At 70.7% G+C, this 24829-nt stretch carries 25 protein-coding genes; 18 read left to right on the top strand and 7 right to left on the bottom strand.

Translation table 11 applies throughout. From position 1 onward, the window contains the following. Positions 1 to 1422, bottom strand: coding sequence for a polysaccharide biosynthesis tyrosine autokinase (locus tag OG984_RS14550; RefSeq protein ID WP_328532263.1), 1422 nt, complete (start codon positions 1420 to 1422; stop codon positions 1 to 3). Between the two features lie 275 nt (positions 1423 to 1697). On the opposite strand from OG984_RS14550, the gene OG984_RS14545 reads away from it, so the two are divergent. Both OG984_RS14545 and OG984_RS14540 read left to right on the top strand, forming a co-directional pair. Then, the gene (locus tag OG984_RS14545; protein ID WP_328532262.1) at positions 1698 to 2402 is read left to right on the top strand and encodes an arsenate reductase/protein-tyrosine-phosphatase family protein; all 705 of its coding nucleotides are present in this window, start codon (positions 1698 to 1700) and stop codon (positions 2400 to 2402) included. Between the two features lie 36 nt (positions 2403 to 2438). Next, a complete protein-coding gene (locus OG984_RS14540; protein WP_328532261.1) occupies positions 2439 to 3221 on the top strand; it encodes a siderophore-interacting protein in 783 nt (260 codons plus the stop codon). 282 nt (positions 3222 to 3503) lie between these two features. On the opposite strand, the gene OG984_RS14535 is transcribed toward OG984_RS14540, so the two are convergent. Together OG984_RS14535 and OG984_RS14530 are read right to left on the bottom strand one after the other, a co-directional pair. Beyond that, complete coding sequence (locus tag OG984_RS14535) at positions 3504 to 4391, bottom strand: M15 family metallopeptidase (RefSeq protein WP_328532260.1); 888 nt, start codon at positions 4389 to 4391, stop codon at positions 3504 to 3506. An 8-nt stretch (positions 4392 to 4399) separates the two neighbouring features. After that, positions 4400 to 4999, bottom strand: a complete 600-nt coding sequence (locus OG984_RS14530; protein WP_328532259.1) for a TetR/AcrR family transcriptional regulator — start codon at positions 4997 to 4999, stop codon at positions 4400 to 4402. A gap of 61 nt (positions 5000 to 5060) precedes the next feature. Here OG984_RS14530 and OG984_RS14525 point away from each other — a divergent pair, with 61 nt between their 5' ends. Beyond that, positions 5061 to 5816 (top strand): SDR family NAD(P)-dependent oxidoreductase, encoded by a 756-nt coding sequence (locus tag OG984_RS14525; RefSeq protein WP_328532258.1) that lies wholly within the window; start codon positions 5061 to 5063, stop codon positions 5814 to 5816. 43 nt (positions 5817 to 5859) lie between these two features. Further along, positions 5860 to 6303: a MerR family transcriptional regulator gene (locus OG984_RS14520; RefSeq protein WP_328532257.1), complete on the top strand. Its 444-nt coding sequence runs from the start codon at positions 5860 to 5862 to the stop codon at positions 6301 to 6303. Here the strand turns inward: OG984_RS14520 and OG984_RS14515 are convergent. Continuing rightward, entirely contained in the window at positions 6260 to 7270 is a 1011-nt protein-coding gene (locus tag OG984_RS14515) for an aldo/keto reductase (RefSeq protein WP_328532256.1), read from the bottom strand. The two genes, OG984_RS14520 and OG984_RS14515, sit on opposite strands and share 44 nt — an antisense overlap. A 188-nt stretch (positions 7271 to 7458) precedes the next feature. On the opposite strand from OG984_RS14515, the gene mfd reads away from it, so the two are divergent. The 7 genes from mfd to OG984_RS14480 all read left to right on the top strand — a co-directional run bounded on the left by mfd (position 7459) and on the right by OG984_RS14480 (position 14644). Next, positions 7459 to 10974 (top strand): transcription-repair coupling factor, encoded by a 3516-nt coding sequence (mfd, locus tag OG984_RS14510; protein WP_328532360.1) that lies wholly within the window; start codon positions 7459 to 7461, stop codon positions 10972 to 10974. A 39-nt stretch (positions 10975 to 11013) separates the two neighbouring features. Continuing rightward, positions 11014 to 11631: a MarR family transcriptional regulator gene (locus OG984_RS14505; RefSeq protein WP_328532255.1), complete on the top strand. Its 618-nt coding sequence runs from the start codon at positions 11014 to 11016 to the stop codon at positions 11629 to 11631. Next, a complete protein-coding gene (locus OG984_RS14500; protein WP_328532254.1) occupies positions 11591 to 12043 on the top strand; it encodes a hypothetical protein in 453 nt (150 codons plus the stop codon). The genes OG984_RS14505 and OG984_RS14500 overlap by 41 nt, the downstream gene beginning before the upstream one ends. Positions 12044 to 12072: 29 nt before the next feature. Next, the gene (locus OG984_RS14495; protein WP_328532253.1) at positions 12073 to 13113 is read left to right on the top strand and encodes an alpha/beta fold hydrolase; all 1041 of its coding nucleotides are present in this window, start codon (positions 12073 to 12075) and stop codon (positions 13111 to 13113) included. 71 nt (positions 13114 to 13184) lie between these two features. Continuing rightward, entirely contained in the window at positions 13185 to 13577 is a 393-nt protein-coding gene (locus OG984_RS14490; RefSeq protein WP_328532252.1) for a hypothetical protein, read from the top strand. A gap of 60 nt (positions 13578 to 13637) precedes the next feature. Beyond that, positions 13638 to 14219, top strand: coding sequence for an NUDIX hydrolase family protein (locus tag OG984_RS14485; RefSeq protein WP_328532251.1), 582 nt, complete (start codon positions 13638 to 13640; stop codon positions 14217 to 14219). Further along, complete coding sequence (locus tag OG984_RS14480; RefSeq protein WP_328532250.1) at positions 14216 to 14644, top strand: MazG nucleotide pyrophosphohydrolase domain-containing protein; 429 nt, start codon at positions 14216 to 14218, stop codon at positions 14642 to 14644. The genes OG984_RS14485 and OG984_RS14480 overlap by 4 nt, the downstream gene beginning before the upstream one ends. Positions 14645 to 14669: 25 nt before the next feature. Here the strand turns inward: OG984_RS14480 and OG984_RS14475 are convergent, their stop codons facing one another. Next, on the bottom strand, positions 14670 to 16139 hold the full coding sequence (locus OG984_RS14475) for an MFS transporter (RefSeq protein WP_328532249.1): 1470 nt from the start codon (positions 16137 to 16139) through the stop codon (positions 14670 to 14672). Positions 16140 to 16276: 137 nt separating this feature from the next. Then, positions 16277 to 16900 carry a malonic semialdehyde reductase gene (locus OG984_RS14470; protein ID WP_328532248.1) on the bottom strand — a complete coding sequence of 208 codons (624 nt, stop codon included), beginning with the start codon at positions 16898 to 16900 and terminating at the stop codon, positions 16277 to 16279. 93 nt (positions 16901 to 16993) lie between these two features. On the opposite strand from OG984_RS14470, the gene OG984_RS14465 reads away from it, so the two are divergent. After that, on the top strand, positions 16994 to 17347 hold the full coding sequence (locus tag OG984_RS14465) for a winged helix-turn-helix transcriptional regulator (protein ID WP_328532247.1): 354 nt from the start codon (positions 16994 to 16996) through the stop codon (positions 17345 to 17347). A 61-nt stretch (positions 17348 to 17408) separates the two neighbouring features. Here the strand turns inward: OG984_RS14465 and OG984_RS14460 are convergent, their stop codons facing one another. Next, positions 17409 to 19757 carry an esterase-like activity of phytase family protein gene (locus OG984_RS14460; RefSeq protein ID WP_328532246.1) on the bottom strand — a complete coding sequence of 783 codons (2349 nt, stop codon included), beginning with the start codon at positions 19755 to 19757 and terminating at the stop codon, positions 17409 to 17411. Positions 19758 to 19980: 223 nt separating this feature from the next. Here OG984_RS14460 and eno point away from each other — a divergent pair, with 223 nt between their 5' ends. The 6 genes from eno to OG984_RS14430 all read left to right on the top strand — a co-directional run bounded on the left by eno (position 19981) and on the right by OG984_RS14430 (position 24827). Beyond that, a complete protein-coding gene (eno, locus tag OG984_RS14455; RefSeq protein ID WP_328532245.1) occupies positions 19981 to 21258 on the top strand; it encodes a phosphopyruvate hydratase in 1278 nt (425 codons plus the stop codon). Between the two features lie 180 nt (positions 21259 to 21438). Then, on the top strand, positions 21439 to 22038 hold the full coding sequence (locus tag OG984_RS14450) for an FtsB family cell division protein (RefSeq protein WP_328532244.1): 600 nt from the start codon (positions 21439 to 21441) through the stop codon (positions 22036 to 22038). Between the two features lie 3 nt (positions 22039 to 22041). Then, positions 22042 to 22551, top strand: a complete 510-nt coding sequence (locus tag OG984_RS14445) for a DUF501 domain-containing protein (RefSeq protein WP_008359297.1) — start codon at positions 22042 to 22044, stop codon at positions 22549 to 22551. Beyond that, positions 22548 to 23468, top strand: coding sequence for a Ppx/GppA phosphatase family protein (locus OG984_RS14440; RefSeq protein ID WP_328532243.1), 921 nt, complete (start codon positions 22548 to 22550; stop codon positions 23466 to 23468). The genes OG984_RS14445 and OG984_RS14440 overlap by 4 nt, the downstream gene beginning before the upstream one ends. A 99-nt stretch (positions 23469 to 23567) precedes the next feature. After that, positions 23568 to 24221 carry a hypothetical protein gene (locus OG984_RS14435; protein WP_328532242.1) on the top strand — a complete coding sequence of 218 codons (654 nt, stop codon included), beginning with the start codon at positions 23568 to 23570 and terminating at the stop codon, positions 24219 to 24221. Positions 24222 to 24308: 87 nt separating this feature from the next. Beyond that, positions 24309 to 24827, top strand: coding sequence for a glycine cleavage system protein R (locus OG984_RS14430; RefSeq protein ID WP_328532241.1), 519 nt, complete (start codon positions 24309 to 24311; stop codon positions 24825 to 24827). Positions 24828 to 24829 lie beyond the last annotated feature (2 nt).

Here is a 24829-nt window from a genome sequence, read left to right as displayed (position 1 = left end):
TCAGCTCCCGGCGGCGGGGTAGCCCTGCTGGCGCGGTTCCCGGGGACGTACGAATCCGGAGAGGAGGCGGGCGAACCAGCCCTGCTCCGGCTGGCCGTAGTAGGTGTGGGCAGCCGTGTCACGGACCTGGTTGGCGACGATGCCGAGGCAGCGGGCGTCGACGTTCTCGAGGCTGTCGATGGCCTCCAGGACCTGGGGACGGTGGATGGTGCGGCAGTTGGCGACCACCAGAGCGCCGTCGGTCAGGCGGGACAGGATCGCGCCGTCGGCGACCGGAAGCAGCGGCGGGGAGTCGAGGATGACCACGTCGTAGCTCGACCGCGCCTCCTCCAGCAGGTCGACCATCCGCGGCGAGCCGATCAGCTGCGCGGGGTTGGGCGGGATCTCGCCCATGGTGAGCACGTGCAGGTTGGCGTCGCCCCAGACCTGGATGACGTCGTCGAGCTCGGCCTTGCCGATCAGCACCGTGGTCAGCCCGGCCGCACCCTCCAGCCCGCAGTAGTCGGCGACCGCCGGGCGGCGCATGTCGGCGTCGACGAGCAGCACGCGCTGGCCCTGCTCCGCGATCGCCAGCGCCAGGTTGATGGAGGTGGTCGACTTGCCCTCGCCGCCGATCGAGGAGGTCACGACCATCGAGCGGACCGGGGAAGAAGCATCCAGGTATTGCAGGTTGGTCTGCAGCCTCCGGTAGGCCTCGGCAGCGACGTTGTGGGGGTCGATGGCGGTCACCGCGCCACGTGAGCGCCGCTGACCCCGTCGCCGGGGGATCGCCCCGAGAAGCCCCACGTCGGTGAGCTGCTCGATCTCGGCCGCGGTCCTGACCCGGGTGTCGAGGAGCGCGCGCACCACCGCGATCGCGACGCCGAGCCCGAAGCCGGCGGTGAAACCGACCAGAGCGGCCAGCCGCGTACGCGGGGCGAACGCCTCCTCCGGCGGGTCGGCGCGGGCGACCACGGTCACCTCGACCGCGGCCTTCTTGTTGGAGCTGGGGGAGAGGTTGGTGATCGTGGTGGTGAGCTCGTCGGCGACCGAGTTGGCGAGGTCGGAGGCGCCGGTGCTCGTGGTCGCGACCGCGTCGATCTCGATGATCACGGTGTCGAGCGGGTTCTCCGCGGTGATCTGCTCGGCCAGCGCCTTGGGCGTGGTGTCGAGGTCGAGGTCGTAGATGACCTGGTCGAGCACCACCGGCATCGTGGCCAGCTTGGCGTAGGACTGGACGATGTCCTGGGTGAAGGTCGAGCCCTGGACCAGCTCCTGGGTCGTCGCGCCGCGGGCGATCGAGACGAAGACGGTGCTCTGCGCCCGGTACTGCGGCGGGCTCGCGTGCGCTTGCGCGAAGGCCGCGCTGGCGCCGAGGATCGCCAGCACGGCGACGATGTACCAGCGCTTTCGCAGGGCAGCGACATAGTCGCGCAGGTCCAACAGGTCACTCCGTCCGATGTCATTGCCAGGCTGCTCGTCCGCGACTCATCCGCCGTCAGGCGGGTCCACACGGGGCCATCGCACATCCTCACCCGAAATCGGGGATGGCAGGGCCGGGTGTTCCGCCCGTTCCCCCAAATGGGGGATTGATCTCCCGTCGGTTCTCGGGGCCGTACGCCGACTGCGTAATGTCTGTTCGTCACGTTCGGGGGTTGGCCGCGTGGATGTGCGGTTCCACGCTCCAGAATCGTCAGACGACTCGAAGGTAGGCAGGCATGGACACCGCGACGATCCTGGTCGTCTGCACCGGGAACGTACGCCGATCGCCGGCGATCGAGGCGATGCTCCGTGAGGGTGTCGGCCAGATCGGCGGGCTCGCGCGCCACGGCATCAATGTGATCTCGGCCGGCAGCGAGGCGCTCGAGGGCTACGAGATGGATCCGATGATCGCCTCCGAGGTGGCTCTCGCCGGCACCCGGCTGACCCGGCACCAGGCCTACCCGCTCGACGTCGACGACATCGAGAGCGCCGACCTGATCATCACCGCCGAACGCTCGCACCGCAGCGAGGTCGCGCGCCTCGTGCCGTCGGCGGTCAAGCGCACCTTCACGCTCGTCGAGATCGCCGCCCTGGGCGACCTCCTCGGCCGCACCGCTCTCGGAGGTCCCGCCGGCTCGGAGGCTGATGCGGCCACCCGGTTGCGTACGTTGGTGCAGCTCGCCCCGCTGCAGCGGGCCCGGCGGCGGGTCCGCCGTCCGGCCGACGACGATCTCCTCGATCTGCGGAAGCGGTCGCCGCGCGAGGCCCGGCGACTCGTCACCGAGGCCCGCGGTCACGTGGAGACGCTGCTCAAGGTGCTCGAGCCGAGCCTGTCGCTGGTCAGCAAGCCGCAGCGGCCCGCTCCGGCGATCCCCTCGCCCGCCGCTCCGGTCGAGACGACCCAGCCCCGGTCCGTGCACTCCACCCGGTCGGCGGGTTGAGCGCAGGCGGTTTGTCGCCAAGTTAGGGTTGCCTACATGAACCGTCCCGCGAAGCCCGAGACCGTCCTCGTCGTCACCGCCACCGAGCGGCTGAGTCCGACGATGATCCGGGTCAGCTTCCGTTCCGAGGACCTCGGCGCCTTCTCGTCGAGCGTGTTCACCGACCGCTACGTGAAGCTGGTCTTCCCGCACGAGGACGGCGAGGTGGTGCGCACCTATACCGCGCTCAACCCCTCGGTCGAGAACGGCACGCTCGACATCGACTTCGTCGTCCACGGCACCGAGGGCTACGCCGGCCCCTGGGCCGCTGCCGCCCAGCCCGGTGACACCCTCTCGGCGCGTGGTCCCGGCGGGGCCTACGCGCCCGACCCCACGGCCGACTGGCACCTGATCGCCGGCGACGAGACCGCCCTGCCCGCCATCCGCGCGGCGCTGGCCGCTCTGCCGGCCGACGCCCGTGGCTACGCGGTCATCGACGTCCCCGCGACCGGCCACGAGCAGCCTCTCGACCACCCAGACGGCGTCGAGGTGACCTGGCTCGTCACCGGCGGCCACGCCCACCACGCCGCCGAGGACGCCGAGGGCCACGAGCAGCCCCTCGTCACCGCGATCCGCCAGCTGCCCTGGCTCGAGGGCCGCGTGCACGCCTTCGTCCACGGCGAGGCCGCGGTCACCATGCACGGCATCCGCCCCTACCTCCTCAAGGAGCGCGGCGTCCCGAAGGCCGACCTCTCCATCTCCGGCTACTGGCGCCGGGGTCGCACCGAGGAGACCTTCCGCGAGTGGAAGCGCGAGCTCGCCGCCGCCGAGTCCGTCTGACCGCCGACTCGGCGCATCTGCCCCACCGAAAGCGGTCGACCCGGCGCGTCTGCCCCGCCGAAAGCGGTCGACCCGGCGCGTCTGTCCCGCCGGAGGCGGTCGAGTCGGCGCGTCTGTCCCGCCGGAGGCGGTCGACCCGGCGCGTCTGCCCCGTCGTAGAGGGTCGAGTCGGCGCGTCTGTCCCGCCGGCCGCCTGAGACAGTTGCGCCGACTCGGCGCTGAATTGCGGGGCAGACGTGCCGGGTCGGCCGTTGATCTTGGAACAGTTGCGCCGACTCGGCGTCAGGTGCCGTTCTCGGAGAAGTGCTGGTAGTCCTTCAGGGAGTTCCAGTCGCCGCCCCAGCCCCAGCCGATGTCGGCGAACGCCTGGACCACGACATCGTCGGCGTGGATCATCCCGGGCGCCTTCCGGGACCGGTTCAGATACCAACGGGCCAGCTCGGGGATGACGCGGTCGCCCTTGACGTACGGGTTCTGGAAGGTGTTGATGTCGATCGCCAGGCCGTAGGCGTGCTGGGAGAACGAGGTCTGGCCCACCGAGGGGCGGCAGACGAAGCCGCCGGTGCCGTTGCCGTCACCGGTCGGGCGCGCGTCCAGGGCCGCCTTCGTGGCGATGTCCATCTGCTCGATCGGGAACCTCGCCTCGTACAGACGACGGAAGACCCCGACGACGTCCTCGGCGACCCGGGCGTTGATGAGCATCTCCCCGGTGTGGCGGGCGCCGTCGAAGCCCCAGAACGTCATCCGGACCCAGGCCAGCTCCTGACGTGAGACCGGGCATCCCGGCACCCAGGTCGAGCGCTCGATCACGTCGTCGGGGGCGACGTCGACCTCGGCGGCGAACCCGTCGCCGGGCAGCATCGGCACGACGTCCGGCAGCGTCCACGCCCGGTGACGCAGCTCCGGCGGCGTCGGCCGGGCGATCCCGTAACCCTGCGCGTCCTCCTTCAGCACCCGTGTTCCGAGCCACGGCGGCGGCACCGAGCCCGGCTGCGGGACAACCGGAGAAGACGACGGTACGTCACTGGGCGACGGCTCCGCCGACACCGATCTCGATGCGTCCACCGTCGGGCTCGGTGCGGGCGCGGGGCCGGCCTCGGAGGCCACGCCACAGGCGGCGAGCGCGAGCGCGAGGACCGCCAGCGCGGCGGCGTACGTCCGGGTTCTCACCCTGCCATTCAACCCGCTGTGGGCCAGGCGTTCATCGCGACCGTGGCGAGGGCACGCAGATCGGCACGGGACGCGCCGTCGATCGCCTGCACCGACATGCCCTGGATCACGGCGCCGACCAGGCGGGCCAGAGCGCCGGCGTCGGTCTCAGCGGGCAGCTCACCCTCATCGACCGCGCGCCGCAGCCGCTGCTCGATCCCGGCGAGCGTCTGCGCCCGCATCCTGGCCGGGCGGGTGGCGACCCCGCGCTGCGCGGCGCCGACCCCGAGCGCGGCCGTGGAGATCATGCAGCCCGCCGGCAGCCCGCCCTCGCTGAACCGGTCGGCCGCGTCGAGGAGGAACTCCGCGATCGCCTCGCGGACAGGTCCCTCGGGCCGCAGCACCGCGCCGTGCTCGCTCGCGTAGCGCTCGAGAGCCGACTGGTAGAGCGCCTCCTTGGAGCCGAACGCCCCGTAGAGGCTCGGCGCCTTCAAGCCGGTCGCGGCCTCGAGCGTCGCGACGCTCGTGCCTTCGTAGCCGTGCTCCCAGAACGCCCGCATCGCGGCATCGAGCACCGCGTCCTCGTCGAAGGAGCGGGGTCGTCCGCGGGAGGCCTTGCGCATTTCCATAGTGATCCCTACATTATCCCGTGCCGAGTTATTTAGCGACCACTACAGAAATGAGCACGAGATGACCCGCAACGCCCTCGTCACCGGAGCATCGCGCGGCATCGGCCGCGCCATCGCCGTACGTCTCGCCGCCGACGGCGTCGGCCTGCTGGGCATCCACTACGGCTCGAACCGATCAGCCGCCGCGGAGACCGCGAGGCTCGTCGAGTCCGCCGGGGCGAGGGCGGTCCTGATCGAGGCGGACCTCGGGAAGGACGGCGCGCAGGCGGCGGCCGACATCGCGGAGGCCTGGGCCGGGGCGGCGCTCGCCGAGGAGGACGGCTTCGACATCCTGGTCAACAACGCCGGCGTCAACGGCAACCAGGAGCTCCACGAGCTCGACCCGGACACCGCCCGCCGCGTGCTCGAGGTCAACCTGATCGCGCCGATGTTCCTGACCCAGGCGCTCGCGCCGCGGCTGCGCGAGGGCGGCCGGGTCATCAACGTGTCGACGGGATACACCCGGGTGGCGGCGCCGACCCACCTGACGTACGCCGCCTCCAAGGCCGGCATCAACAACCTCACCCGCTCCCTGGCGGCGCCGCTCGCCGCACGCGGCGTGACCGTCAACGCGGTCCTCCCCGGCGTGATCGAGACCGACATCAACGCCGACTGGATCAACCTCCCGGGGCCGCGGGCGCAGGCCGAGGCGCTGTCGGTGTTCGGCCGGATCGGCACGGCGGAGGATGTCGCCGACGCCGTCGGGTTCCTGGCCTCGTCCCAGGCGCGCTGGGTCACCGGGGAGACGCTCGACGTGACCGGCGGCTCGGCCCTCTGAATCTTCTTGACTTCGAGTGCACTCCAACCAGGACACTGGAGTCATGACGTCGCAGGTGCACAGCAACGGACTCAGCATCGCCGAGGTGGCCGAGCGGACCGGCCTGACCGCCCACACGCTGCGCTACTACGAGCGCGACGGGCTGATGCTCGGCGTCGGCCGCAACGGCTCGGGCCACCGCGCCTACACCGAGGACGATCTCGGCTGGATCACGCTGATCACCCGGCTGCGCTCGACCGGGATGCCGATCCGGGAGATCCGTCGCTATGCCGAGATGGTCCGCGACGGTGGTGGCAACGAGGAGGCGCGCCTCGCCCTGCTGCGCGCACACCGCGACCGGGTGCGCGCGCAGCTGGAGGAGACGGCTGCCCATCTCGACGCGATCGAGTTCAAGGTCTCCTACTACGCCGCGGCGGTCGGCGAGACCGACCCCGACGCCGAGCTCATCGCCCAGCAGCGTCGAGCCGAGCCCTCTGCTCCTCGCTGAGCTCGAGGTCGACCGCGGCGAGGCTCTCGTCGAGCTGAGCCACCGAGGACGCCCCGACCAGCGGGATGACCGGGAGCGAGTCGCCGAGCATCCAGGCCAGCACGACCTGGTTGCGGGTCGCGCCGGTCTCGGCGGCGACCTCGTCGAGCACCGCCAGCCGGGCGGTTGTCCCCGGGTGGTCGTAGGCGGGGTCGAGCGGCTTCGACGGGTTCGTGTAGGCGCCGCTGAGCAGCGGTGTGTAGGCCACCAGCGTGAGTCCCGGCGTCGCCCGCAGGTAGGCCAGCAGCGAGGCGTCGGCCACGCCGATCTCGCCGTCGACCGAGAGCCGCCGGTCGGGGATGTCGGTGCGCATCCGCAGGTAGGTGTGGTGATACTGCAGCACGCTCGGCCGCGCGGCCTCCGGGTTCACCGCCCGCGCCCGCTCGACCTGCCAGGACCAGTGGTTGCTCAGCCCGAACTGGCCGATGACGCCGTCCTTCACGAGGGCCGCGAAGCCGGCGGCGTACTCCTCCAGCGGCACACCGTTCATGTCCGGCACGTGCGCGTAGTAGAGGTCGAGGCGCTCGACGCCGAGGCGCTCGCGGGAGCGGTCGGCCTGCTCGCGTACGTTCTCCGGGGCCAAGCCCTCCCAGCGGCGGTCGCGCTGGTTCTCCCAGCCGTTCTCGACCCGCTCGACGACATCCGTCGGTCGCGCGCCGACCTTGGTGCCGATGACGAGCTCGTCGCCGACGCCGCGGTCGCGGCGCCACTGACCGAGCACGGTCTCGCTCTCGCCTCCCTGGGTGCCGTTGGCCCAGTAGGCGTAGTTGTTCGAGGTGTCGACGAAGGTGCCGCCGGCCTCGACGAAGCGGTCGAGGATGCCATAGGAGGTCGAGACGTCCGTGTCCGTCCCGAACCGCATCACACCGAGCGCGAGCTTGCTGACGCGCCGGGAGCCGGCGCCTGATCCGATGGTCGTGTATCGCATGTCTTCCACGCTCCGGCTTCGCGTGCGCTCGAAGTCAAACGTCTTTACGGCCGTCTCCTAGACTGGGCCCGCACCCCCTGCTCTTTCCGGCCGGGGGCTCTCGTGCATGCCGCATCCCTTTGGAGTCACCCGTGATCCTCGCCCCGCTCGCCGATCTCGTCCTGCGCGATGCCGCCCTGAGCGAGGTGATGGCGGAGGCCAAGGGTGGCCGGATGCTGGCGCTCGACGTCACCGGACCGGAGGCGCTGCGCCCCTTCGTGGTCACCGGTCTCGTACGCCAGGAGCGCACCGTCCTCGCGGTGACCGCCACCTCGCGTGAGGCCGAGGATCTGGTCAGCGACCTCACCGACCTGCTCCCGCCCGACTCGGTCGCCTACTACCCGAGCTGGGAGACGCTGCCCCATGAGCGGCTCTCCCCGCGCAGCGACACGGTGGGACGCCGGCTCGCCGTGCTCCGGCGGCTCCGCCACCCTGATGCCGACGGCGCCCACGGGCCGCTGAAGGTCGTCGTCGCCCCTGTCCGCAGTGTGCTCCAGCCGCAGGTCAAGGGCCTCGGCGACCTCGAGCCGGTGGAGCTGGTCAAGGGTCAGGAGGCCAGCCTCGACGACGTGGTCGTGAAGCTCGCCGACGCCGCCTACTCCCGCGTCGACCTGGTCGAGAAGCGCGGTGAGTTCGCGGTCCGAGGCGGCATCGTGGACGTCTTCCCGCCGACCGAGGAGCACCCGGTCCGCGTCGAGTTCTGGGGCGACGAGGTCGACTCGATCCGCCACTTCGCGGTCGCCGACCAGCGCGCGATCGCCGAGGAGCACGGCGGGGCCACCGATCGCCTCTGGGCGCCGCCGTGCCGCGAGCTCCTGCTGACCCCCGAGGTCCGCGACCGGGCGCGAAAGCTCGGCGAGGACCACCCCACGCTGATCGAGCTCACCGACAAGATCGCCGCCGGGATCGCGGTCGAGGGCATGGAGTCGCTCGCACCCGCGCTCGTCGACGACATGGAGCTGCTGATCGACCTGATCCCCGAGGACAGCCACGTGCTGCTCCTCGACCCCGAGCGCATCCGCAGTCGCGCCCACGACCTGGTCGCCACCGCCGAGGAGTTCCTCGGCGCCTCCTGGGCCGCAGCGGCCAGCGGGGGAGTTGCCCCGATCGACCTCTCCGCGGCTTCCTACCGCGACCTCGCCGACGTACGTGCCCACGCCATCGCGCAGGGCAAGCCGTGGTGGTCGGTCAGCCCGTTCGGGTTGGACGACGCTGAGGCCGACCTCGCCGACCCCGATGTCGTCGGAGTCCCGGTCCGCAAGATCGACTGGCAGCCCGCGAAGGCCTACCGCGGCGACACCGCGGCGGCGATGGCCGACATCGAGCGCTGGCGCGACGACAGCTACCGCGTGGTCGTCGTCCAGCCCGCGCACGGCACGGCGCAGCGTACGGTCGAGGCGCTGGGGGAGCGTGACGTCCCGGCTCGCCTGGCCGAGGGTGACGAGGAGAGCGCCAAGCCGGTCCACAAGACCGTCACCGTGATCCACGCCCGCCTCACCCACGGTTTCCTCGACGAGGCCAACCAGCTGGTCGTGCTCACCGGTGAAGACATCTCCGGCCAGAAGTCGTCCACGCGCGACATGGTCAAGATGCCCGCGCGGCGCAAGAAGCAGATCGACCCGCTCGAGCTCAAGCCCGGCGACTACGTCGTCCACGAGCAGCACGGTGTCGGCCAGTTCATCGAGATGAAGCAGCGCGAGGTGCAGGGCGCGACCCGCGAATACCTCGTCCTGGAGTACGGGGCCTCCAAGCGCGGCGCGCCGCCGGACCGGCTCTACGTCCCGGCCGACGCCCTCGACCAGGTCACCCGCTACGTCGGCGGCGAGCAGCCGAGCCTCGACCGGCTCGGCGGCGCCGACTGGCAGAAGCGGAAGGCTCGGGCGCGCAAGGCGGTAAGAGAGATCGCCGCCGAGCTGATCAAGCTCTACGCCGCCCGGCAGGCCACCAAGGGCTTCCAGTACGGCCCCGACAACCCCTGGCAGCGCGAGCTCGAGGACGCCTTCCCGTTCCAGGAGACGGCCGACCAGCTCGCCGTCATCGACGAGGTCAAGCAGGACATGATGCGGCCGGTGCCGATGGACCGGCTGGTCTGCGGCGACGTCGGCTACGGCAAGACCGAGATCGCCGTGCGGGCCGCGTTCAAGGCGGTCCAGGACGGCAAGCAGGTCGCCGTGCTGGTGCCGACGACGCTGCTGGTCTCCCAGCACCTGTCGACCTTCATGGAGCGGATGTCGGGCTTCCCCGTCAACGTGCGCGGGCTGTCCCGTTTCCAGACCGACAAGGAGGCGGCCGAGGTCATGGCGGGCCTCACCGACGGCACCATCGACATCGTCGTCGGCACCCACCGGCTGCTCAACAAGGACGTACGGTTCAAGGACCTCGGCCTCATCATCATCGACGAGGAGCAGCGCTTCGGCGTCGAGCACAAGGAGGCGATGAAGCGCCTCCGCACGAGCGTCGACTTCCTGTCGATGTCGGCGACCCCGATCCCGCGGACACTGGAGATGTCGATCACCGGCATCCGGGAGATGTCCACGATCACCACGCCGCCCGAGGAGCGACACCCGGTCCTGACGTACGTCGGAGCCTATGAGGACCGCCAGATCGTCGCCGCGGTGCGGCGTGAGCTGCTCCGTGAGGGGCAGGTCTTCTACATCCACAACCGGGTCAACTCGATCGAGAAGGCCGCCGCCCGGATCCGCGAGCTGGTGCCCGAGGCGCGGGTCGCGGTCGCCCACGGCCAGATGAACGAGAAGCAGCTCGAGCAGGTGATGGTCGACTTCTGGGAGAAGGAGTTCGACGTGCTGGTGTGCACCACGCTGGTCGAGTCCGGCCTCGACGTCTCCAACGCCAACACGATGATCATCGAGCGCGCCGACACCCTCGGTCTGAGCCAGCTCCATCAGCTGCGTGGCCGCGTCGGCCGCTCCCGCGAGCGCGCCTACGCCTACTTCCTCTACCCGGGCGAGAAGCCGCTGACCGAGACCGCCCACGAGCGTCTGGCCACCCTGGCGCAGCACTCCGACCTCGGTGGCGGCATGGCGATCGCGATGAAGGACCTCGAGATCCGCGGCGCCGGCAACCTGCTCGGCGGCGAGCAGTCCGGCCACATCGCCGACGTCGGCTTCGACCTCTACGTACGCCTGGTGGGCGAGGCCGTCGCCGAGTTCAAGGCCGGTCCCGACGGTGCGGCCGAGGAGCTCAACGAGGTGAGGATCGAGCTCCCGGTCGATGCGCACCTCCCGCACGACTACATCCCCTCCGAGCGGCTCCGCCTGGAGATCTACAAGCGCCTGGCCGAGGTGCGCTGCGACGAGGACGTCGAGTCCGTCGCCGCCGAGCTCCTCGACCGCTACGGCAAGCCGCCGACGGAGGTCTCCTCGCTCCTCCAGGTCGCCCGCTTCCGCGCCCGCGCCCGGCAGGCCGGCGTCTCCGAGGTCACCCTGGCCGGCAAGAACGTACGCTTCCACCCGGTCACGCTGCCCGACTCCCGGGTCGTGCGGCTCAACCGGATGTACCCGAAGTCGCTGGTCAAGCCGCAGCTGGAGACGATCATGGTGCCGCGCCCGGTCTCCTCCGGGTTCCCGGCCAAGCCCCTCGACGGTCCCGACCTCCTCGACTGGGCCCGGGTCGTCATCGACGCGATCATCGACCCGCTCACGTAGGGGTTACATATCCACAAAATGGAGGTTATTATCCATTTTGTGAGAAGTCAGGCTCCGGTGCTCGCGCCTCTGTTCCGGTCGGAGGCGCAGGCGCTGCTGCTCTCGGAGCTGCTGCTCCCGGGGGAGGAGCTGAGCATGACCGACCTCGCCGAGCGCGTCGGCCTGCCCTATCCGACGGTCCACCGCGAGGTCGCCCGGCTGCTCGACGCCGGCCTCCTCGCCGACCGCCGCGTGGGCCGGACGCGGCTGGTGAAGGGCAACGAGCAGAGTCCGCTGCTCGCGCCGACGCGGGAGATCCTGCTGACCGTGACCGGCCCTGCTGTGCTGCTCAGGGAGGCCCTCGAGGGTCTCGACGGGATCGAGCGCGCCTACATCTTCGGGTCCTTCGCGGCCCGGGCGAAGGGGGAGCCGGGTCCGCCGCCCAACGACATCGACCTGATGGTGATCGGCAGGCCCGACGTACGAGCTGTCTACGAGGTCTGCCGGGAGGTCTCCGACAGCGTCGGGCGGATCGTCAACCCGACGATCATGAGTCCCGAGGAGGCCGAGGAGCAGACCGGGTTCCTCGAGGAGGTCCGAGCCAGCCCGGTGATCGAGATCTACGGAGGAGGACCGGATGCCCCTGCCGCTGACGCCGGCGCAGCAGAAGACGGTTGACGCACTCGTACGCTCAGGCGCCCTGCGCGCGGTGCGACCCGACGAGAAGAAGGCCCGTGCCTTCCTCGGCGGCGCGGAGTCGGCCCTCGCCGACGTACCCAACGTCACCCGCACCGAGAACCGCTACAACCTCGCCTACAAGGCCGCCCACGACGTCGGCGAGGCCATGCTCGCCGCCTACGGCTACAAGACGACGTACGGTGCCGGTGGCCACGTCAAGGTCGGCCGGTTCCTCGCCGCCGTCTTCGACACCCCGCCCCCGCGCGACGCGGCCATCCACTACGACGTGATGCGGCTGGACCGCAACGCCAACAACTACCTCGGCAAGCCGGTCACCGTCGCCGCCGCCGGCGCGGCGGCCGAGGCCGCGCAGACGCTCTACGACGCCGCCGTGGCGCGCCTCGCGACCTGACCCCTGGACGGGCCCGCAAGAATGAGCGTGTGACCGGCGAGCCAGAGGTGCGCTACGCGCAGACCAGCGACGACATCGCGATCGCCTATCAGGTCGTGGGAAGCGGGCCGGTGACGATCTGGATGCCCTCGCTCAGCAACATCAGGGCGCAGTGGCGGGTGCCGGCGCTGCGGATGGCCTACGAGCGGCTGAGCCAGGACCTGACCCTCGTGCTCTACGACGGCCGCGGCACCGGCTCCTCCGACCGCCGGGCCGGTGACCTCGGGCTCGAGGCGCACCTGCGTGACCTGGAGGCGGTCATCGAGGCGGTCGGCGCCGACCGGGTCAACCTGCTCGGCTACTACCACGCGGTCGCGACCGCGGTGGCGTACGCCGCAACCGAGCCGCAGCGCGTCGACCGGATGCTCCTCTTCGGCGGAGCGGCGCGGATGCGGGACGCGATGAGCCCGGCGCAGACGCAGGCGCTGCTCTCGCTGGTCGAGCAGGACTGGGACCTCTTCGCCGACGCCGCCGCGACCGCGTGGCTCGGTTGGGGATCGGGCGAGAACGCCGGCCGGGTGGCCGAGGCGTTCCGCACCGCTACGACCCCCGCGGTCGCCCGCGACTGGTTCGCGGAGGCGGCCCGGCTGGACGTGAGCAACCTGCTCGATCGGGTGGTGGCGCCGACGCTGGTGCTGCACCGCCAGGCCGCGAGCCAGATCCCTGTCGAGGTGTCCCGGAGCCTGGCCGACGGTGTCCGTGATGGACGGCTGGTCGAGCTCGAGGGCAGCACCCCCACGCTCTTCGTCGAGGGCGGCGCCCGCGACCTCGCGATGGTGAGCCGCTGGTTCCTGACCGGCGAGGTGCACCGCGGGTCCGCGCCCACCTCGGGCGCGGCGACGGCACTGACCACGCGCGAGCAGGACGTGCTGAGACTGATCGCCACGGGACGCACGAACGCCTCGGTCGCCCGTGACCTCGGCATCACCGAGCACACCGTCGAGCGGCACGCCGCGAACCTCTACCGCAAGCTCGGCGTACGCAGCCGGGCCGAGGCCACCGCCTGGGCCATCCGCAACGGCGCCGACTGACGGGAACCCGTCAGTTCCGCTGCGCACCTTCCGGGAAGCGGTGACCCCGCGTATCCCGGGACAGTGGAGCCATGACGACGATCACCCCGAGCAACGACTCCTGGCGGATGGCGAAGGCGACCGCCCCGATGGTGCGGACCCTGGCCGGACGCCGCCTGTTCCCGCTCTGGGCCGTGGTGCACCACCGCGGCCGCAAGACCGGCCGAGCGCTGAGCCTCCCGGTCGCTCTGCTGCACACCGAGGACGAGTTCGTGATCACGCTGCCGTGGGGACCCGGCACCAACTGGGTACGCAACGTGCTGGCCGCCGGCGAGTGCACGATCACCTGGAAGGGACGCGACCACGCCGCCACCGAGCCGCGGATCCTCGGCCGCGCGGAGGCGCGCCCCTACTACGACGGCTTCTCGTGGTGGATGGTCGAGAAGGTGTTCAAGGCCGACAGCTTCCTGGCTCTGCGTCGGTGACCGTCCACACTCCGGTGCCGTTGCTCCGTGGCGTACGCCTGTGTCTGGCAGGATCGGCGCATGACCATGGAGGCGTTCGGCGAGCAGTCCTTCCCTGAGGAGCCCTTCGGCAACGAGTGGGACACCGAGCCGGGATGGCTCTCCGAGGAGGAGCTGGGCGAGACCCGTGGGCGGGTGCCCATCCTCTACGTGGAGGCGGTCCCCGTCCGTGTCGATCCCGACGGCCGGGTCACCGAGGTCGGGCTGCTGCTGCGCGGGTCGCCCACGACCGGGACGATCACCCGGTCGCTGGTCTCCGGCAGGGTGCTGCACGGGGAGCGGATCCGCGACGCGCTGATGCGCAACCTGGAGAAGGACCTCGGACCCGTCGCGTTCCCGACCTTGCCGCTGACCACGGTGCCGGTGACGGTCGCCGAATACTTCCCGTGGCCCGGTGAGCGCTTCCACGACCCGCGCCAGCACGCGGTCTCGCTGGTCTACGTCATTCCTGTGACCGGCGAGTGCGAGCCGCGCCAGGACGCTCTGGAGCTGTCCTGGATGACGCCCGCCGAGGCAGTCTCCGACGCCGTCGTCGGCGACATGGAAGGCGGTCGCGGTTCCCTGCTGCGGCAGTGCCTGAACGCGTACGGGGCACTGGATTGAGCTCAGCCGACGACGAGGGCAGGACGTACGCGTCGGGGGAGGGGCTCGTCGAGTTCCTCGACCTGATGCGGCTGATGCGTGAGCGGTGCGTGTGGAAGTCGTCGCAGACCCACGCGTCGTTGGCGCAGTATCTGCGCGAGGAGTCCGACGAGGTCCTCGAGGCGATCTCCGAAGAGGACCCCGAGCACCTCAAGGAGGAGCTCGGCGACCTGCTGCTCCAGGTCTACTTCCACGCCGCCATCGCCGAGGAGGCCGGCGAGTTCACGATGGACGACGTCATCGCCGGTCTCACCGAGAAGATGAAGCGCCGCAACCCCCACGTCTTCGGCCCCGAGGCCGAGTCGGGTCGCCGCTTCACCCTCGAAGAGGTCGAGCAGCTCTGGTCGGCGGCCAAGGCCGCCGAGCGCGCCCGCCCCGTCGAGTAGGCGCCTACGTCGGCCGAGGCGTCACCTACGTCGGCCGACAGGGCATCTCGGTGCCCTCTCGCCCGACCGGAGCGACGTCTCGGCCTGCGTACGTGACGCCTCGGCCGGCGGGGGCGACCCTTCGCGGAGCCAGGGGAATGAGCATGGCCGCGAGCGCAGCACCCAGAGCGACGACGGTGAGGAAGCCGAATCCGTTGACGTACCCCTGCTCGACCGCGTAGCCCGACGGCAGGGTCTCGGCGGTGACCACGGAGGTCATGACGGCGGTGCCGATGGTGCCGCCGACGGTGCGGATGTTGGCGTTCATCCCGGTGGCCACGCCGGTGTGCTCCGGCGGCACCGCGGCCACGACCGCGTTGGCGAGGTTCGCGAAGACCAGGCCGGTGCCGAAGCCGGAGAGCCCGGCGGCGACACACATCTGCCACGGCTCGTCGTGGACGAAGGCGACCATGGCGAGGGAGACCGCGGTGAGCAGCCCGCCGATGACCAGGATGCGGCGCATCCCGATGAGGTCGGCGAGCCGGGCGCTGACCAGGCCGCACAGGAACGAGGTGATGGCCGTCGGAAGCATCAGGTAGCCGGCGACGGTGACCGAGGCGCCGAACCCGTAGCCGGCTGACGACGGCGTCTGGGTCAGCTGGGGGATGAAGCCGAAGGAGGCGTACATCGCGATGCCGATCAGCAGGGCGACCAGGTTGGCGGTCCACACCCCGCGGCGCCCCATCAGGCGCAGGTCGACCAGCGGCTGGCGTACGGTCCACTCGACCCGGATCCAGGTGGCCAGGAGCACGGCGGCGGCACCGAGCAGCCCGATGGTGGCGGGCGCGGTCCAGCCCCACGAGGGCGCCTGGCTGACGCCGAGGAGGAGCGCGACCAGCCAGCCCGCCAGGAGGAGGGCGGGGAGCAGCGGGATCGACTCGCGGGTGATCACCGGCGACTCGGGCACCAACCACAGCGTGCCGACCGCGGCGCCGGCCGCGACCAGTGCCGGCAGCAGGAACAGCGCCCGGAAGCCGAGCGTCTCGGCCACCGGCCCCGCCAGTACGATCCCGGCGGCGAAGCCCATCGAGAGCAGCGACGAGGTCACCGCGATCGCGCCGGCTACGCGTTCCCTGGGCAGCTCGTCACGCAGGATCGCGAAGGCCAACGGCAGGGTGCCGCCACCCAGCCCCTGCAGGACTCGCGCGCCGATCATGACCTCGATGCTGGGGGCCGCGGCGGCGAGAAGGGCGCCGGCGGTGAGAGCGACGAGGCTCCAGACGTACATCCTGCGCTTGCCGAAGGAGTCGCCCATCCGGCCGATGATCGGGGTCGCGACCGAGGCGGAGAGCAGGAAGGCGGTCAGGATCCAGGATCCGGTTGCCTGGTCGGTCTTCAGCTCGGTCTGGATCAGCGGCATCGTCGGCACCGAGACCGACTGCAGCAAGGAGTAGGAGCAGACGCCGATGGCGACGATGGCGAAGGTGAGGCGGGGGCTGGTGTGGGTCGACGGCATCGAGGCAAAGTTTAGCTTGGCTAACTGTATTCGTGGAAATCTTTTCGCCGGCGGTGGTCGACGCTCGAGTCTCCGAAACAGAAGCGCTCGCCTGCCGTGACGGCAGGCGAGCGCTTCGTGTGAAACAGGTCAGGGGGTCAGGCCCACTTGACGGCGGAATCGGTCTCCACGCGGGGGAGCCGGTCGAACCACGGGTTCTCGCCGGGGTGGCCGATGTTGACGATCATCTTCGTGGTCCAGTCGCCCTCGGGGAAGAACTCCTTGTCGACGCCCGCGGTGTCGTAGCCCGCGATCGGGCCGGCGGCGAGGCCGGCCGCACGGACGGCGAGGATGAAAGCGCCGGCCTGCAGGCCGGCGGACCAGCCACCCGCTCCGTGGCGCGCGGTCTCGTCGGCCTCGAAGTAGTCCTTCATCTCCGGGCGGATCGGGAAGACGTTGGGGATCTCCTCGTGCCAGTTGTTGTCGTAGGCGACGATCGCGGTCGCCGGGGCGGCCTTCGTCTTCTCGACGTTGCCCTCGGCGATGTGCGGGAGCAGGCGCTCCTTGCCCTCGGCCGTGCGCACGAACACGATCCGCAGCGGCTGGGTGTTGGCCATCGTCGGAGTCCAGCGCGTGAGCTCCCAGATGTCGGCGAGCTCCTCGTCGGTGACGGGTGTGACGGCAAAGGTGTTGGACGTCCGGGCGCCGGTGAAGACGATCTCGCGGCCTCGGGTGTCCAGCTTCTCGAGGGCGATGGTCTCGAGTGCAGTGGTCTCGGTCATGTTGCTCTGAACTCCGTGGTTACTAGGGATATTCCGGTTGCTTCGAAAATAGTAGTCCCTCGGTGTTCGGGCAACTCCTGTACGCTGGGTGACATGCCCGCGACGAAGCCCGCACACGATCCACAGGTGTGCAACGCAGCGCTCGTGCGGGCCTTCGACTTTCTGGGCAAGCGCTGGAACGGCGTGATCCTCGGCAGCCTGACCCAGGGCCCGCTCGGCTTCGCCGAGCTGAAGCGAGCGGTCGCCGGGATCAGCGACTCGATGCTCTCCGAGCGCCTCAGCGAGCTGGCCGGTCTCGGCCTGCTCGGCCGCGAGGTCGACCCCGGTCCGCCGGTCGCGGTCCGCTACGCGCTCACCGGCTCCGGTGCCGCGCTCGCGCCGACCCTCGGCGCACTCACCGAGTGGGCGGGCACCCACCTGCCGGCCGGCGACTGCTCCGAGGACTGACCGGTCCACGAACGACACCGGCCCGCCACCGAACGGTGACGGGCCGGCGTGATCGCGATCCTCAGCGCTTGAAGGCCTTGCCGAGGTCGAGGAAGACCGTCTCGCCGGTGGCGTCGTCGAGGCCGTCGTTGTCGGTCACCGCGTAGGCGTGGCCGTCGGCGCCGACCGTGAACCCCTCGAGCTTCTCCTGGGTCCACCCGTTGGTGCCCCGCAGGGCAGGGAGCAGGTCGTACGCCAGGCGCTTGCGCAGCGGGGTCGCGGGGCTCAGCCCGGTGACTCCGCGGCGGGGCACGTCGACCGTGTAGACCCGCTTGATCGCCGCCGTCGTGCCGTTCTGCTTGTCACGCTCGATGACGGCGAGGGTGTCCTCGTCGAGGGCGGTGATCTCGGAGAGCCCGAGCCAGTCGCCGGCCACCGAGGTCGACTGCAGGCCGTAGCCGAACCACTCCCACCCGCCCGTGGCCGGGGTGTAGCGGCCGATCCGGGCGGTGCTCGGACCGTCCACGCCGGGCTTCTTCGCGGTCGAGTCGGCCCACAGCGGGCGCTGGAGCGCGACGTACACCTTCTCGTTGCGACCCTTGCCGGTCACCGTCACGCCCTCGAGGCCCCATTTGCCGACCTTCTCGGCGACCTCCGCGGGCAGCGGGACCGTCTCGGCGATCCGCCCGTCCCGGTCGAGGCGGAGCACGGCGTTCCCGGTGCCGGTCGCACCCTCGTTCGCCACCCAGAAGCCCCCGCCATGGCGTGCGGCCAGGCCCTCGATGTCGAGGTCCTCCGCGACCTCGCCGGAGGCGTCCGTGACCTCGAGGACATCGCGGATCACCGCAGGTGAACGGCGTACGTCCAGGGTGTAGATGCGGCCGGTGGCGTAGGCGGCGTCGCTGGCCGCGTAGAGCTTGCCGGGCTCACCCGGGACCTTCGAGAGCGCACCCAGCGCGCCCCAGCCGATCGGCTTGCCTTTCCGCGAGGCCGACTCGACCGTCGGGAAGGACGACGACTGCTTCCGCCCGAAACCGTAGAGCGAGACCGTGGCCCGCACCAGGTCCTCGGCCGAGTCCTCCTCCGAGGAGACCGCCAGCAGGTTACGCGACGGGATCGGCAGCAGCCCCTCGGGCCCGTTGGTCGCCGGGAGCACCTGGGTGAACCGCGGGGACGACGGCGTACGCATGTCGTAGACCGCCACGAAGTTGCTGCGCTCGGAGCCCACGAAGGCGTACGGCACGCCGCCGAAGGTCTCGAAGGCCAGTCCTTCGGGCTCGGCGCCCTTCTTGGCGGCACGGTTGTCGTTGTGCAGGCCGTACTTCGTGGCGAGGTCCTCGAAGCTGGATCCGGCGTCCCAGACGACCTCGCCGGTCGCGGCGCGGAAGACGGTCCAGCCGCGGGTGCCGCCCTTCCAGTCACCTTCGTTCGCCGTCGCGACCAGCCCGGGTCCGACCCACTGGATCGAGTCGGGCTCGCGCGGCGCGTCGATGGTGCCGACCGGGTTGAAGAGCCCGTCCTTGGTCGTGTCCACACCGGGGACGACCGCGTTCCCGGCGCTCCACGCCGTCTCGACGGTCGCGGACGGAAGGTCGATGATCGCGACGCCGTTGTTCTCCTGCAGGGTCAGCGCGAGCTGGTTGTCGGTGTTGATGTCGACGTACTCCGGCTCCGCGTCCTCCGGAGTGTCCAGGCCCTTCAGGGCCGACGCGGGCAGCGCCACATCGTTGATCGACCACGCGTCCGGCTCGCCGTCCAGGCTGACGACCTTGACCGATCCGGCCGGTGCCTGGGGCAGGTCGCCCTCGTCGCCACCGGCAGGGGTGGCGGCCTCGTTGCGCTGGTTCTCCATCGCGATCGCGGCGTACGTCCCGTCCGGGCTGACCGCGATCGAGTCCGGCTGCCCGCCGAGATCGTACGAGGCCACCTCCTCGTGCGGGGCGGCGAGCGAGATCACGTCGATCCGCCCGGCACGGGTGCCAACGGCGGGCTCCTCGTCCTCCCACTCGGTGTCCTCGAGACCGGGGTATGTCGACTCGTCGACGACCACGAGCGCGTAATCGCCGACGATCGAGACCGACGTGGGCGATCCGCCCTTACCGCCGGAGACGTCGTGGCTACCGATCCCCTCCGGGGCGGAGGCGTCGGTGATGTCCAGGAAGCCGATCCGGCCGCCGGCCGCGTCGGTGTAGGCAAGGGTCTTGCCGTCCTCGGAGACCGCCGAGATCTCGGCGACGGTCGCGGCGGCCGGGTCGACACCCGCCGGCACGTTCTGGAAGACCGGATAGGTCGCGAGCCGGATGAACTCGCCGTGCCGGCCGGGTCCCGCGGCGGCGGTGCCACCGAGGACGGTCATCATCGAGACGCCCAGGCCCCCGATGGCCAGGGCGCCGATACCGGCCAGCGTGAGTCGGTTGTGCAGGAGTTGCATGTCGGGGTTCCTCTCGGAAGATCATTGACCGGGACGAACGATCTCGGCGGCACTGCGCGCCCAGGCATCACGTACGTTTCGACTGGCCGACTCCCCGATGAACACCAGGTGGGCAGCCTCGGTCGGACCCCTACTGTCCGGTTAACGTTCCAATCGCCAGGCCCATCCGGCCGAGTAATAGGCTGACGGACATCACCCCCGTCCCTGACCCAGGAGTAGTTCAGTGGCATCGATCGACGCCGTAGGCGCCCGCGAGATCCTCGATTCGCGAGGCAACCCGACTGTGGAAGTTGAGGTCGTCCTCGACGACGGCACCTTCGCCCGCGCCCAGGTGCCCAGTGGCGCCTCGACCGGAGCCTTCGAGGCCGTCGAGCTGCGCGACGGTGGAGAGCGCTACGGCGGCAAGGGCGTGCAGAACGCCGTCACCGCCGTCGTGGAGACCCTCGCCCCCGCGATCGAAGGCTTCGACGCCGACGACCAGCGCGCCATCGACCAGGCGATGATCGAGGCCGACGCGACCCCCAACAAGGCCAAGGCCGGCGCCAACGCGATCCTCGGCGTCTCGCTCGCCGTCGCGAAGGCCGCCGCCGACTCGGCCGGCCTCTCCCTGTTCCGCTACGTCGGTGGCCCCAACGCCCACGTGCTCCCGGTCCCGATGCTCAACATCCTCAACGGTGGCTCCCACGCGGACTCCAACGTCGACATCCAGGAGTTCATGATCGCGCCGATCGGCGCGCCGACCTTCGCCGAGGCGCTGCGCATCGGCGCCGAGGTCTACCACGCGCTCAAGTCGGTGCTGAAGGCCAAGGGCCTGGCCACCGGCCTCGGTGACGAGGGCGGCTTCGCGCCCAACCTCGAGTCCAACCGCGCCGCCCTCGACCTGATCGCCGAGGCGATCGGCAAGGCCGGCTACGAGCTCGGCAAGGACGTCGTGCTCGCGCTCGACGTGGCCGCCTCCGAGTTCTACCAGGACGGCGCCTACCTCTTCGAGGGCGCCAAGAAGACCGCCGAGGAGATGACCGCCTACTACGAGGAGCTCGTCGCCGCCTACCCGATCGTCTCCATCGAGGACCCCCTCGACGAGGAGGACTGGGACGGCTGGAAGGCGATCACCGACGCCATCGGCGACAAGACCCAGCTCGTCGGCGACGACCTGTTCGTCACCAACGTCGAGCGTCTCGCCCGCGGCATCGAGGGCGGCCAGGGCAACGCGCTGCTGGTCAAGGTCAACCAGATCGGCACCCTCACCGAGACCCTCGACGCGGTCGACATGGCCCACCGGGCCGGCTTCAAGACGATGATGTCCCACCGCTCCGGCGAGACCGAGGACACCACCATCGCCGACCTCGCCGTCGCCGTCGGCTCCGGCCAGATCAAGACCGGCGCCCCGGCCCGCTCCGAGCGCGTCGCGAAGTACAACCAGCTCCTCCGCATCGAGGACGAGCTGGGCGAGGCCGCCCGCTACGCCGGCGCCTCCGCCTTCCCGCGCTACCAGGCCTGACCCCAGCGCCGAGTCGGCGCGTCTGTCCCGGTTCCTGCCGCCGAGTCGGCGCAAATGTCCCACCGCTGTGGGGCAGATGCGCCGACTCGGCGTCATTTGGCGGAGCAGTAGCGCCGACTCGGCACGGCTCGGCGGGACAGATGCGCCGACTCGTTGGTCTCGGATGGGAGGATGAGCGACGTGGCAACGCAGGGACCGGGACAGCAGAGTCAGAGCAAGCGCGTTCAACGATCCCGAGGCCCACAGGGTCCGGGGCGACGGCCGCGTGCCCCGCTCCCGGCTCGCCCGCCGGCGGGCAGCGGCATCGAGGCCCTGCGCAAGCGGCTGCGTCGGCCGAAGCTGACCGGCCGGGCGATGATGATCATCGTGGTCGCCGCGGTGCTGGTGATCTCCTACGCCTCCTCGCTGCGCGCCTACCTGCAGCAGCGCCACGACATCAACGCGCTCCAGACCGAGATCGCGCAGCGCAAGGAGCACATCAAGCAGCTCGAGGAGCAGACCCGCCGCTGGGAGGACCCCGCCTACGTCCAGCAGCAGGCCCGGGAGCGGTTCGGCTTCGTGATGCCGGGGGAGACGGCGTACGTCGCCCTCGACGAGAACGGCGAGCGCATCCAGACCGAGCCGGAGCTCACCGACCCCAAGTCGGTGGGCAGTGCCGAGCAGCCGGAGGCGTGGTGGGACGATGCGTGGGGTTCCGTGCTGCTGGCCGGTGACCCGCCGGAGCAGACTGGAGAAGGGCCGGAGTCGGAGATCGACCCGCCCAAGCAGAAGAAAGACTGAGACATGGCGATCGATCCCAAGGACGTGGCCGCGATCGCGGCACAGCTGGGACGCGAGCCACGGGGGATCCACGAGGTCGGGCACCGCTGCCCGTGCTCGCTGCCCGATGTGGTGACCACCGAGCCGCGGCTGCCCAACGGCACGCCGTTTCCCACGACGTTCTACCTCACCTGCCCGCGTGCCGCCTCGAAGATCGGCACCCTCGAGGGCACCCACGTGATGAAGGACATGGAGGCCCGCCTGGCCGAGGACGAGGAGCTCGCCGCCGCCTACGCGAAGGCCCACGAGGCCTACCTCGAGGCTCGCTACGAGCTCGGCGACCCGCCAGAGATCCACGGCATCTCCGCAGGTGGGATGCCGAATCGGGTCAAGTGCCTGCACGTCCTCGCCGGCCAGGCGCTGGCCCAGGGCCCGGGCGTCAACCCGCTCGGCGACGAGGTGCTCGAGCGCCTCGGTGAGTGGTGGAGGTCCGGCCCGTGCGTGGATCTCGACCTCGAGGACGAGGAGCAGTGACCAAGGTCGCGGCGATCGACTGCGGCACCAACACGATCAAGCTGCTGATCGCCACGGTCACCGCCGACGGCCTGACCGAGGACGTACGCGAGGCCCGCATGGTCCGCCTGGGCCAGGGCGTCGACCGCACCGGTGTGCTCGCCGAGGAGGCCCTGGAGCGGGCTTTCGGCGCCATCGACGAGTACGCCGCGATGATCCGCGAGCACGGCGTCGAGCGGGTGCGCTTCGTGGCCACCTCGGCCACCCGCGACGCCGCCAACGCGGCCACCTTCACCGACGGCGTACGCGACCGCCTCGGGGTCACGCCCGAGGTCGTCACCGGCGCCGAGGAGGCCGCGCTCTCCTTCGGCGGCGCGGCCCGCAACCTGCGCGGCACTCCCGAGCCGCCCGTGCTGGTGATCGATATCGGCGGCGGTTCGACCGAGCTCATCCTCGGCGACGACTCGACGACGGGCGTCAGCGCGGCGATGAGTATGGACATCGGGTCCGTGCGGCTCCATGAGCGTCACCTGCGCTCCGACCCGCCCACGCGGGAGGAGATCGAGGCCTGCGTACGCGACATCGACGCCCACCTCGACGCCTGCCCGGTCGACCCGGCCGACGCCAGCACCGTGGTGGCCGTCGGCGGCACCATGATCCAGCTGACCATGGGACTGCTCGAGCTGGCTGCGTACGACCGCAGCGCCACCGACCACGCCGAGGTCTCTCCCGAGGACGTCCACCGGCTCGTCGACCGGCTGCTGGCGATGACCGTCGACGAGAGGCTGGCGCTGCCCTGGATGCATCCCGGCCGGGCCGACGTGATCGCCGCCGGTGGTGTGATCCTCAGCAGGATCCTGAGGCGCTCGCGTGCCGACTCCCTCCTCGTCTCCGAGTCCGACATCCTCGACGGAATTGCCTGGTCCGTTAGAGACTAGGCATGTCGGGGGACTTGATCTTTGTGTTTGACGCCTAGGTTTGGGTTCACCGGCGTACCCATCAAACAGAAGCAAAGCTGTCTCTCGGAAGGTCAAGAAGTGAAAAAGCTCATCCTGCTTGCCATCGCCGCCGCTGGTGTCGGCGTGCTGGTCAAGAACAAGTCTGAGCAGCTGAAGGCCAGCGCGAACAAGGTCACCAGCGACCCGCGCGTCCAGTCGGCCCTCGCGACCGCCTCGGAGAAGGCGGCGCCCCTGAAGGAGAAGGCTGCTCCTTATGCCGAGGTCGTGAAGGAGAAGGCGGGGCCCTACGCGGCCACCGTCAAGGAGAAGGCCGGCCCCTACGCGGAGCAGGCCAAGGAGAAGGTCTCGGCCGCGGCCGGGGTCGCCTCGGACAAGCTGCACCGGAACGGCTCCGTCCCGGGGTCCACCTCGGAGTCTGCCCCGGAGTCGACCACGGGCTCGTCCTCGACCAGCGAGTACGGCGGCTACCCGCCCGCTCCGCCGGCACCGTCCGCTCCGCAGGCCGGTGTCACCGGTGACCCGCTCACCGACCCGATCGACCCGGCCGACCCCTACGCCACCGAGGTCCCGCCCCCGCCGGCGCCCCCGGCCGAGCCCGACCAGACGTCCTACGACGACCTGGGCGGCGGCGACACCGCGGTCAAGCCGACCCCGGAGGGCACGCCTGAGTACGCTCCCGAGCCGGTCGACCCCGCGGAGGAGAAGAAGACCGACAACTGGTTCCGCGGCTGAGCCGAGATCCGGCGCTGATCCGTCACAGCGGGGCCATCTGAGTCACCCGCGGTCTGCCTTCGGCAGGCCGCGGGTGACAATGGTTTGGTGACCATCCACGCCATCACCGTCCTGGGACACGACCGCCCGGGGATCATCGCCGACACCACCGCCCGTCTCGCCGGACTCGGACTCAACCTCGAGGACTCGACGATGACCCGGCTGCGAGGTCACTTCGCGATGACGCTGCTCTGCGCGGGTGAGGCGACCACGGAGGCCATCCGCGCCGATCTCGAGCCGATCGCGTCCGACGGCACGCTGACGGTCACGGTCTACGAGCTCCCCGAGGAGCAGGCACCGGCCGGTTCCGGGCAGCTCTTCGTCCTCTCTGTCCATGGCGGCGACCGTCCCGGCATCGTCTCCACGGTGACCGCCGAGATCGCCGCTGTCGGCGGCAACATCACCGACCTGACCACCCGTCTCTCCGGCGATCTCTATGTCGTCGTCGCCGAGCTCGAGCTGCCGGCGGACGCCGACGTCGCCGTGCTCGAGGCGTCGATCAAGCGGGTCACCAAGGAGCTCGGCGTCGACGCCACCCTGCGGCCGATCGAGGCCGACGACCTGTGAGC

This window comes from Nocardioides sp. NBC_00368, from assembly GCF_036090055.1.
Classification (GTDB): Bacteria; Actinomycetota; Actinomycetes; order Propionibacteriales; family Nocardioidaceae; genus Nocardioides.
Note: the sequence above shows the minus strand (reverse complement) of the source record. Positions and strands in the feature narration are given on the sequence as shown.